This window comes from Ruminococcus sp. OM04-4AA (assembly GCF_003462585.1).
Classification (GTDB): domain Bacteria; phylum Bacillota; class Clostridia; order Lachnospirales; family Lachnospiraceae; genus Mediterraneibacter; species Mediterraneibacter faecis.
Genome location: NZ_QTZH01000019.1, coordinates 43,179 through 52,392, shown reverse-complemented (window position 1 = coordinate 52,392; position 9,214 = coordinate 43,179). Strand labels below are relative to the sequence as shown.

10 protein-coding genes and 1 pseudogene are annotated in these 9,214 nt (G+C 40.2%); 7 read left to right on the top strand and 4 right to left on the bottom strand.

The window, feature by feature from the left end:
- Together DXB52_RS16955 and DXB52_RS07655 are read left to right on the top strand one after the other, a co-directional pair.
- Nucleotides 1-188, top strand: a pseudogene (locus DXB52_RS16955) (hypothetical protein); the annotation flags it as partial.
- Nucleotides 189-197: 9 nt separating this feature from the next.
- Nucleotides 198-644 (top strand): RluA family pseudouridine synthase, encoded by a 447-nt coding sequence (locus tag DXB52_RS07655; protein WP_472520034.1) that lies wholly within the window; start codon nucleotides 198-200, stop codon nucleotides 642-644.
- A 125-nt stretch (nucleotides 645-769) separates the two neighbouring features.
- On the opposite strand, the gene spoVG is transcribed toward DXB52_RS07655, so the two are convergent.
- The 3 genes from spoVG to DXB52_RS07640 all read right to left on the bottom strand — a co-directional run bounded on the left by spoVG (nucleotide 770) and on the right by DXB52_RS07640 (nucleotide 3,527).
- On the bottom strand, nucleotides 770-1,060 hold the full coding sequence (gene spoVG, locus DXB52_RS07650; RefSeq protein WP_118106876.1) for a septation regulator SpoVG: 291 nt from the start codon (nucleotides 1,058-1,060) through the stop codon (nucleotides 770-772).
- Between the two features lie 77 nt (nucleotides 1,061-1,137).
- Complete coding sequence (gene glgD, locus DXB52_RS07645; RefSeq protein ID WP_020437201.1) at nucleotides 1,138-2,256, bottom strand: glucose-1-phosphate adenylyltransferase subunit GlgD; 1,119 nt, start codon at nucleotides 2,254-2,256, stop codon at nucleotides 1,138-1,140.
- A complete protein-coding gene (locus DXB52_RS07640; protein WP_118106875.1) occupies nucleotides 2,253-3,527 on the bottom strand; it encodes a glucose-1-phosphate adenylyltransferase in 1,275 nt (424 codons plus the stop codon). The genes glgD and DXB52_RS07640 overlap by 4 nt, the downstream gene beginning before the upstream one ends.
- 226 nt (nucleotides 3,528-3,753) lie before the next feature.
- Here DXB52_RS07640 and murC point away from each other — a divergent pair, with 226 nt between their 5' ends.
- The gene (murC, locus tag DXB52_RS07635; protein ID WP_118106874.1) at nucleotides 3,754-5,130 is read left to right on the top strand and encodes a UDP-N-acetylmuramate--L-alanine ligase; all 1,377 of its coding nucleotides are present in this window, start codon (nucleotides 3,754-3,756) and stop codon (nucleotides 5,128-5,130) included.
- 267 nt (nucleotides 5,131-5,397) lie between these two features.
- Entirely contained in the window at nucleotides 5,398-5,781 is a 384-nt protein-coding gene (locus tag DXB52_RS16950; RefSeq protein ID WP_472520033.1) for a hypothetical protein, read from the top strand.
- 20 nt (nucleotides 5,782-5,801) lie between these two features.
- Here DXB52_RS16950 and DXB52_RS16945 read toward each other — a convergent pair whose 3' ends face one another.
- Complete coding sequence (locus DXB52_RS16945; RefSeq protein ID WP_472520032.1) at nucleotides 5,802-5,987, bottom strand: hypothetical protein; 186 nt, start codon at nucleotides 5,985-5,987, stop codon at nucleotides 5,802-5,804.
- Here DXB52_RS16945 and DXB52_RS16940 point away from each other — a divergent pair.
- The 3 genes from DXB52_RS16940 to DXB52_RS07620 are packed head-to-tail and all read left to right on the top strand — an operon-like array spanning nucleotide 5,904 to nucleotide 8,761.
- A complete protein-coding gene (locus tag DXB52_RS16940; RefSeq protein ID WP_472520035.1) occupies nucleotides 5,904-6,515 on the top strand; it encodes a DnaD domain protein in 612 nt (203 codons plus the stop codon). The genes DXB52_RS16945 and DXB52_RS16940 overlap by 84 nt on opposite strands.
- A 60-nt stretch (nucleotides 6,516-6,575) precedes the next feature.
- Complete coding sequence (locus DXB52_RS07625) at nucleotides 6,576-7,562, top strand: ATP-binding protein (RefSeq protein ID WP_118106873.1); 987 nt, start codon at nucleotides 6,576-6,578, stop codon at nucleotides 7,560-7,562.
- A 14-nt stretch (nucleotides 7,563-7,576) separates the two neighbouring features.
- On the top strand, nucleotides 7,577-8,761 hold the full coding sequence (locus DXB52_RS07620) for a ribose-phosphate pyrophosphokinase (RefSeq protein WP_117541541.1): 1,185 nt from the start codon (nucleotides 7,577-7,579) through the stop codon (nucleotides 8,759-8,761).
- Nucleotides 8,762-9,214 lie beyond the last annotated feature (453 nt).

The window sequence follows — 9,214 nt, the reverse complement described above, 5'->3', positions numbered from 1 at the left end:
AAATAATATATGAGGACAAGGATATTATCGTCTGTCATAAACCTGCTGGAGTTCCTACCCAGAGCAACCGCATTGGCACAAAAGATATGGTCAGTAATTTTAAAAATCATCTGATAAAAAATACTGCTAAAAAACCGCTTCACGCGAACCTTATCTTGCTGTCATCCATCGGCTGGACCAACCGGTAGAAGGACTTCTTGTTTTGCAAAACACCTGCTGCCGCAAAGGAACTTTCCCGCCAGCTTACCACATCTGGTTTTGGGAAATATTACCGTGCACAGGCTTTAGGCATTTTCGAACACAACGAAGGAACTCTGGAAGACTATCTTGTAAAAGACGGACGAACCAACACCTCCCGTGTCTGTGAAGAAAATGTGCCTGATGCAAAGTATGCACGACTTCATTATAGAGTAATCCATACAGGTACACTTCCTTCTGGTGAACCTTTTTCCCAACTGGAAATTCATCTGGATACCGGGCGTCATCATCAGATTCGCGTGCAGTTTGCACATGCCGGACACCCTCTGATCGGGGATCGGAAATATGGCACTGCCGCATGCACTTCACGACAGTTAATGCTTTGTGCCTGCCGGCTGGAATTCACACATCCGACAACCGGTGAAAAAATGGTTTTTCATTTATAAGACAAAAAGGAAAAGTGCAGTGATCGGGCAATCATTGCACTTTTCCTTTCGCCTGTTTCCTATCTATTGTATTAGCCCTGCCTTTACTTGTCATTTATCCAAGATAAGAGCAGCACCACAATACCCTACATCTCGTCAACAACCAACGGCTCCGGCTCTTCTTCAAGTGCCTGCTGATATCTTGTAAGAATTGTTGACTGAATTCGTTCTCTTGTTCCTGAATTGATCGGATGTGCGATATCACGATACTCTCCATCTAATGCTTTTTTACTTGGCATTGCAATGAAAAGCCCCTTTTCACCTTCGATCACTTTGATATCATGAACAACAAACTCCTCATCAATTGTGATAGATACTACTGCTTTTAACTTTCCCTCTTTCGTAACTTTACGTACACGTACATCTGTAATCTGCATATTACAGTTCCCCTTTCTCTTTTGCATTATCACGGAATATAAACACCCTTTTTCAGGGTTTTTGTGCTTATCTTGGCTTATAATGCATATCTTTCATTCTTTTCAATAACTATTTTAATTCCGTCTTCCCCTACATGTCTTGTATTCGCACGGATCGTATCCCTGCTCTCTACAATACAGTTCTCAATGTATGTATTATCTCCAAGATATACATCATTCAATATGATAGAGTTCTTGATCACGCAATTATTTCCAACAAATACTTTCTTGAAAATAACTGAGTTCTCTATCGTTCCATTAATAATACTTCCGCTTCCAACCAGACTGTTCTTCACGATCGCACCCGGATTATATTTTGCCGGTGGCTGATCACTCACCTTAGAATATACACTTGGCAGATCCTTGAAGAAATATTTTCTCACTTCCGGTTTCAGGAAATCCATATTCGTCTTGTAATATGCATCTACTGTTGAAATATTATTCCAATAGCTTTCAATCTTATAACCATAAATCTTCTTTACATTCTTATAACGGATCAGGATATCATTTACGAAATCATGTCTCTCTTCTTCCGCACATTGTTCTACAAGATCGATCAGCAGTCTTCTGCGGATCACATAAATTCCTGTAGAGATTGTCTGTGATCTTGCAATCATCGGTTTTTCTTCAAATTCTTCGATTCTGCAAGATTCATTCATCTTAACGGTTCCGAATCTTGTCGCATCTTCTCCTGCTCCAAGTTCTTTACAAACAACAGTGATATCTGCTTTCTTCGCAATATGATATTCCAGCACTTTATTATAATCCATCTTATAGACTGCATCACCTGATGTAATGATTACATAAGGTTCATGACATCTTCTCAGGAAATCCAGATTCTGATAAATCGCATCCGCAGTTCCTCTGTACCAGTAACCGTTATCATCTGTGATCGTAGGTGTGAATACATATAATCCACCTTGTTTTCTTCCAAAATCCCACCATTTGGAGGAATTCAGATGCTCATTCAAAGAACGGGCATTGTACTGTGTCAGCACAGCAACTTTCTGGATATGAGAGTTTGTCATATTACTTAATGTAAAGTCAATTGCGCGATAGCTTCCGGCAACCGGCATTGCTGCTGCCGCACGTCTTGAAGTCAGCTCTTTCATCTTTCTGCTGTTACCGCCGGCTAAAATAATTCCTACTGCTCTCATGCTCTGTCACCTGCCTTTATCAATGTCTCACCGCTTGCAAGTACTCCATCTATGTAATCCTCGGATGATGTCACTCCACTGATGGCGGTATTCTTTCCAATCTGTACTCCTCCCGGAATCACTGAATTCTCTCCGATTGTAGCCAGTCCACCGCTGTAAATATTCGGCTTCATCTTATTCGGAACTTCACTTCCGATTCCGATAGAAACATCATTTCCAATCACCGTGTCTTCTGCTATGATTGCTTTCTCGATCACACAGTTTTCTCCGATCGTAACTCCCTGCATAATAATTGAGTCACGGACTACGCTGCCTTTTCCTACAGTAACACTTCCTCCAAGAACAGAACTGTGGACTTCTCCGTAAATTTCTGTTCCGTTTGCAATGATACATCTGTCTACAACAGCATTCTCTGCAATATACTGTGGAGGAATATTCGCACTGTTCGTATAAATCTTCCAGAATTCTTCATAAAGATTAAACTCCGGAATGATATCGATCAGTTCCATATTCGCTTCCCAATAAGAGCTGAGTGTTCCAACATCTTTCCAGTATCCGTTGTACTCATACGCAAACAGCCTGTCCCCTTTTTCATGACAATATGGAATAATGTGTTTTCCGAAATCACAGTTTGGCTGGTCTTTCAGCTTGATAAGTGCCTCTTTAAGAACCGGCCAGCTGAAGATATAGATTCCCATTGATGCCAGATTACTGCTTGGCTTCTCAGGCTTCTCTTCGAATTCTTTGATCCTGCTGTCCTGATCTGTCACTACAATTCCGAAACGGCTTGCTTCTTCCATCGGCACCGGCATCGCTGCAATTGTCACATCAGCATCGTTTGCCTTGTGGAAATCAAGCATCACTTCATAATCCATCTTATAAATATGATCTCCTGAAAGAATCAGTACATAGTCCGGATTATAAGTCTCTATGTAATTCAGATTCTGATAAATGGCATTCGCTGTTCCTGTATACCACTCACTGTTTGTACTCTTCTCATATGGTGGGAGAACTGATACCCCTCCAACGTTGCGGTCCAGATCCCACGGAATTCCAATTCCAATATGTGTATTCAGGCGAAGCGGCTGATACTGTGTCAGTACACCAACCGTATCGATTCCCGAGTTAATACAGTTGCTAAGCGGGAAATCAATAATACGGTACTTTCCACCAAAAGCAACTGCTGGTTTTGCAACTTTTGATGTAAGTACTCCAAGTCGACTGCCCTGTCCACCCGCCAGCAGCATGGCAATCATTTCCTTCTTATACATTACGTCACCTCATTTCAAGTAAGCTAAAATCATTATACCATATATTTAGAAATAACAAACATATTTTACAAATTTTTTCATACTTTTTTCTCCTTTTTATCAATTTCTACCAAAAAGATCTTCTTTCTTTTTTTTCGATATATAGTATAATATAAACGATATAGAAGATTTATGACTAAAATCACAAGTTATTTTATAAAATCTATTAAAGAAAGGGCGTATCTCAATGTATAAAATCAATTTTGAAAAGCCGATACATATTCATTTTATTGGAATTGGCGGAATCAGTATGAGCGGTCTTGCTGAGATTCTTCTGGAAGAAGGATTTACTGTATCCGGTTCAGATTCAAAGGAGTCTCCACTCACAAAGAAGCTGGAGTCTGAAGGTGCCATCATCCATTACGGACAGTGTGCCGAGAACATTTCTGACGGAATTGACTGTGTTGTATACACTGCTGCGATCAATAAAGCTAATCCGGAGCTTATGGAAGCTGTTGCCCGCAAAATTCCAATGCTTACACGCGCAGAGCTGCTTGGACAGCTGATGAAAAATTACAAGACACCGATCGCTGTATCCGGTACTCATGGAAAAACTACTACTACATCCATGATCTCTCATATTTTACTTGCAGCCGATCTGGATCCTACAATTTCTGTCGGTGGTATTCTCAAGGCGATCGGTGGTAACATCCGCGTTGGAAAATCCGAGACTTTTATCACAGAAGCCTGTGAGTATACAAACAGTTTTCTTCATTTTTATCCGAAGATCAGTGTCATTCTCAATATTGAGGAAGATCATCTGGACTTCTTCAAAGATCTTGAAGACATCAGACATTCTTTCCATCAGTTTGCGGCACTTCTTCCTTCTGATGGAACTTTGATCATCAATGGTGATATCGACAATTATCAGGAGATTTATGAAGGTCTTGACTGTAATGTGATCACTTATGGTTCTTCTGATATGCTTGACTACAGTGCTGCTAACATCACTTATGATGAAAAAGGGCTTGTTGCATTTGATCTTATAAAGAACAGAAAAGCGGTTGACCATATCCAGCTTTCTGTAACAGGTGATCATAATGTGTCAAATGCACTTGCATCTATTGCTACTGCTGAACTGCTTCAGATTCCAATGGAAACAATTAAAAAAGGAATTCTTTCTTTCAGCGGAACAGACCGTCGTTTCGAATACAAGGGAACATTTAACGGTGTAACTGTTGTCGATGATTATGCACATCATCCGACAGAGATTGCCGCTACTCTGAAGGCTGCACAGCACTACCCACACAATCAGGTATGGTGTGTCTTCCAGCCACATACTTATACGAGAACAAAAGCTTTCTTCCATGAATTTGCAGAGGCTCTTTCTCACACGGATCATCTGGTTCTTGCAGATATCTATGCAGCCCGTGAGACAGATACTCTGGGAGTTTCTTCTGCCGGTCTTGCAGAGGAAGCGCGCAAACTTGGAACAGATGCACATTACCTTCCAAGTTTTGAACAAATAGAAGATTTCCTTAAGGAAAACTGCAAATCCGGAGACCTCCTGATTACAATGGGAGCCGGAGATGTTGTTAAGATCGGCGAAGACCTTTTAAAATAAGGCTTTCCCAATAATTTTGCTAAACTATTCTGTGGAAAAGTTCACATAGATATCCACATGCATGTGAACTTTTCCACACTTTATCCACATTTTCTCCACATAGTTATCTACAAAAAAGTCCTAGTTACCCACTCGAAAATTCTTTTTAAGATTCTCATATGATGTTATAATATTCACACTAAAGAGAAGAAGATATAGATTTCAGGTTGCCCTCATCAGACAGAGCAAGTGGCAATTGGTTAATACATAGAGAAAGCAGGATAAGTTATGAAGACTTTGGTTTTAAAGAATAATTTTCAGATGAATATGACAATGCTGCCGAACAGCTTTGTAGATCATTATATGGCGAATGCGAACGGAGAGTTTGTAAAAGTATACCTTTTTCTTCTCCGTCATGTTGAGGATGCTGCATCTTCTCTGAGCATCTCCATGATCGCAGATTATCTGAATAATACAGAGAATGATGTTCTTCGCGCTTTCCGTTACTGGGAATCTGTCGGTCTTCTCAGACTTGGACACGGACCGGACGGTGGAATCACTGCCGTTGAATTTCTTCGCGATGAGGAAGAGAATACTTGTGGAGATACAACTGATTTTTCCGGCTGTACATCAAGCTATCCTCAGGATCAATCCCTGCTCAGACTCCTGTAGCTCCGGTAACAGAGTTCCGATCAGAAGCTGTTTCTGCACCGGTAGAAAGCAATATCCAGACTCCGGTTTCCAATGCGGTTCCTCTTGATACATTCCGTGCCCAGAAGGAGATCAAGTCTCTCCTGTTCATCACGGAACAGTACCTTGGCAAGACACTGACGCATACGGATGTCGACACAATTACTTATTTCTATGATACACTGCATATGTCTGCTGATCTGATTGAATATCTGATTGAATCCTGTGTAGAGAACGGACATAAGAGTATGCATTACATCCAGAAGGTTGCCATTTCCTGGGTAGAGAACGGAGTTGAAACCGTATCACAGGCTAAAGAACAGGCTGCTGCATACAGCCGTAACTGCTACACGGTTTTGAATGCATTCGGTATTAAGAACAGAGGACCTGCCTCTTCTGAACTGGAATATATTAATAAATGGGCTGATACTTATGGCTTTTCCGCTGACATCATTCAGGAGGCCTGCCGCAGAACAATCTCTGCCACACATCAGCCAAGTTTTGAATATGCTGACTCCATTCTCACAAAATGGTATGAATGCAATATTCATCATCTGACTGATATCAATGCTTTGGATCATGAATTCCAGAAAGAACGTTCCTTACATAGAAGTCCTGTCACAAAACCAAAGAATGTCACAAGAAATCTGAATAATTTTGAGAGACGTTCCTACGACATGGATTCTCTAGAAGAGCAGCTTCTGAAGAGCAACTAACGAAAAAGCAATGATTTAGAAGGTCAATTATTTTAAAGAGAAATTAAAAGGAGTCTTTTCATGGGATTAAAAAATTCACAGTACCATGCAATCATGCGTAAATATGAGCAAAAACAATTACATAGCCATGACATTCAGGTGGCTCGGTATGAAGAAGTCTATAAAAAGCTCCCTGACTTCAAAGCACTTGATGACTCCATTGCCTCACTGTCTATTCAGTATGGAAAGAAACTACTTGATGGAGATACCAGTGCAGTTGATGCTTTAAAGAAAGATCTTGCAGAATTACGTAATCGTAAGATTCATCTGCTCAAATCAGCCGGCTTCCCAGAAGATTATCTGGAGCCGGTTTACGACTGTCCGGATTGTAAAGACACCGGATATATTGGTAATCAAAAATGCCATTGTTTCAAAAAAGCAATCATTGGATTGCTTTATGACCAGTCAAATATTAAAAAATTCCCTGTAGAAACAGATTTTAGCAATTTCAGACTTGACTATTATCCGGTTTCACATTACGATAAGAAAACGGGACGTTCTTCTCGTTCCATGATGGAAGACACTTTACGCATCTGCCATCATTTTATCGACAGCTTTGGGACAGAGTTCAACAATCTCTTTTTCTATGGAGATGTCGGTGTTGGGAAAACCTTTCTCTCCACCTGTATCGCAAAAGAGATTATGAACAGAGAATATTCTGTTTTGTATTTTTCTGCTCCACAGCTTTTTAATACTCTTGCCAAGAATGCATTTGACAAAAATGACATTGATGCACATAACATGTGTGAATACATTTTTGACTGTGATCTGCTTATTATTGATGATCTTGGTACAGAGTACACAAATGCCTTTATTGCATCACAGTTTTTTACTTGCATCAACGAAAGGCTACTGCATAGGAAATCAACGATTATTTCAACAAACCTTTCTTTGGAGTCACTCGCTGATCTTTATACTGAGCGTTCTTTCTCCAGAATTACAAGCAGATATAGTCTGTTGAAAATAGTCGGTGATGATATACGTATTAAAAAGAAGTTAGAACATTAGGAGGATTATGACTCATGTTAAGTCGTTCAGAACGTATCTTGGAGAACATACCAGTAGGAAGCCTTGGAATCATTCCTTTACTTGGCTGCGAAGAGCTTGGAAATAAGGTAAATGATTACCTTGTTAAATGGCGTCGTGAAAGTGCTCACGAGCACAAGAATGACGTTGCTTTCTCGGGATATGAGAAAGATAATTATCTGATCAATGCCAGTGTACCGCGTTTTGGTTCTGGTGAAGCCAAAGGTATCCTTGGAGAATCCGTACGAGGAAAAGATATTTACCTGATGGTTGATGTATGTAATTATAATGTTACTTACTCTCTGACAGGAAACACAAACCATATGTCACCGGATGACCATTTCCAGAACTTAAAGAGAATCATTGCTGCTGTAGGTGGTAAGGGACGTCGTATTAACGTTATTATGCCATTCCTTTATGAAAGCCGTCAGCATAAGAGAACTTCCCGTGAATCTCTTGACTGCGCGCTTGCGCTTCAGGAGCTTGTTCGCATGGGTGTAGACAACATTATTACTTTTGATGCACATGACCCACGTGTATCAAATGCAATTCCGCTGAGTGGATTTGAGACAATCTCACCAACTTACCAGTTCATTAAAGGTCTTCTTCGCAATGTAAAGGACCTGCAGATTGACAGTGAGCATATGATGGCAATCAGTCCGGATGAAGGTGGTACAAACCGTGCTGTATATCTTGCCAACGTTCTTGGTTTAGATATGGGTATGTTCTACAAACGTCGTGATTATACTCAGATTGTAAACGGACGTAACCCTATCGTTGCTCATGAATTCCTCGGAAGCTCTGTAGAGGGCAAAGATGTAATTATTATTGATGATATGATTTCTTCCGGAGACAGTATCATTGAAGTTGCTACAGAGTTAAAGAGACGTAAAGCAAACCGTATCTTTGCTGCTGCTACATTTGGTCTGTTCACAAACGGAATGGAAAAATTTGACAAAGCTTATGAAGAAGGTATCATCAACGGTATCCTGACAACAAACCTGATTTATCAGACACCAAACCTTCTTTCAAAACCATATTATATCAACTGTGACATGAGTAAGTACATTGCTCTGATCATTGATACTCTGAATCACGATGGTTCCCTGAGTGAAATTCTCAGCCCGAACGAGCGTATTCAGAATGTACTTCAGAAATACAAAAATGGAGAGACTATTTAAATAAAGATTTATCGTAGAGATTCTTTTTCGAGTTCGAACAAAATCAGATATCGCATATAGAGTTTATTCGAATAGACAGATGTCGAGGGTTTGATGCAGGCTCCGGGTTCTGTATACAGGAAAGACTAAGAAAAACGAAAGCTTACTAAGAGCAAAGCAGTGCTCGGCAAACTTGCTGCCGCTTCAGACAGTAGCCTCGCACTGCTTTAACGTAATCTTTCGTTTTTTAAGTCTTTCCAAGCACACAGAACAGTCACCTGAATCAAACCCTCGACATCTATCTATCAGTAAGTTTTTCGGCGCTATCTGATTTCTACGCTCTCGAAAGAAGAACTTTACTTGAGACGGAAAGGAACCGGATGTTCTATAGAATGATATCCCTATCTCAAACGTGTTTGTATTTAATAAAATTTAGCGTAGAAGTCTATCTTTTTCAATAAACAGAAAACAGAA